Origin of the sequence: Pseudarthrobacter sp. 902506025 (assembly GCF_040702325.1) — a bacterium.
GTDB lineage: Bacteria > Actinomycetota > Actinomycetes > Actinomycetales > Micrococcaceae > Arthrobacter.
Genome location: NZ_JBFBKW010000028.1, coordinates 1 through 1,177, shown reverse-complemented (window position 1 = coordinate 1,177; position 1,177 = coordinate 1). Strand labels below are relative to the sequence as shown.

Sequence of the window (1,177 nt, the reverse complement as noted above, 5' to 3'; positions counted from 1 at the left end):
GGAATATTGCACAATGGGCGCAAGCCTGATGCAGCGACGCCGCGTGAGGGATGACGGCCTTCGGGTTGTAAACCTCTTTCAGTAGGGAAGAAGCGAAAGTGACGGTACCTGCAGAAGAAGCGCCGGCTAACTACGTGCCAGCAGCCGCGGTAATACGTAGGGCGCAAGCGTTATCCGGAATTATTGGGCGTAAAGAGCTCGTAGGCGGTTTGTCGCGTCTGCCGTGAAAGTCCGGGGCTCAACTCCGGATCTGCGGTGGGTACGGGCAGACTAGAGTGATGTAGGGGAGACTGGAATTCCTGGTGTAGCGGTGAAATGCGCAGATATCAGGAGGAACACCGATGGCGAAGGCAGGTCTCTGGGCATTAACTGACGCTGAGGAGCGAAAGCATGGGGAGCGAACAGGATTAGATACCCTGGTAGTCCATGCCGTAAACGTTGGGCACTAGGTGTGGGGGACATTCCACGTTTTCCGCGCCGTAGCTAACGCATTAAGTGCCCCGCCTGGGGAGTACGGCCGCAAGGCTAAAACTCAAAGGAATTGACGGGGGCCCGCACAAGCGGCGGAGCATGCGGATTAATTCGATGCAACGCGAAGAACCTTACCAAGGCTTGACATGAACCGGAAAGACCTGGAAACAGGTCCCCCACTTGTGGTCGGTTTACAGGTGGTGCATGGTTGTCGTCAGCTCGTGTCGTGAGATGTTGGGTTAAGTCCCGCAACGAGCGCAACCCTCGTTCTATGTTGCCAGCACGTGATGGTGGGGACTCATAGGAGACTGCCGGGGTCAACTCGGAGGAAGGTGGGGACGACGTCAAATCATCATGCCCCTTATGTCTTGGGCTTCACGCATGCTACAATGGCCGGTACAAAGGGTTGCGATACTGTGAGGTGGAGCTAATCCCAAAAAGCCGGTCTCAGTTCGGATTGGGGTCTGCAACTCGACCCCATGAAGTCGGAGTCGCTAGTAATCGCAGATCAGCAACGCTGCGGTGAATACGTTCCCGGGCCTTGTACACACCGCCCGTCAAGTCACGAAAGTTGGTAACACCCGAAGCCGGTGGCCTAACCCCTTGTGGGAGGGAGCTGTCGAAGGTGGGACTGGCGATTGGGACTAAGTCGTAACAAGGTAGCCGTACCGGAAGGTGCGGCTGGATCACCTCCTTTCTAAGGAGC

At 56.5% G+C, this 1,177-nt stretch carries 1 rRNA gene; it reads left to right on the top strand.

Going from position 1 to position 1,177, the window contains the following annotated elements:
• Positions 1-1,168 (top strand): 16S ribosomal RNA (locus AB0280_RS21505); the annotation flags it as partial.
• Between the last annotated feature and the right edge of the window lie 9 nt (positions 1,169-1,177).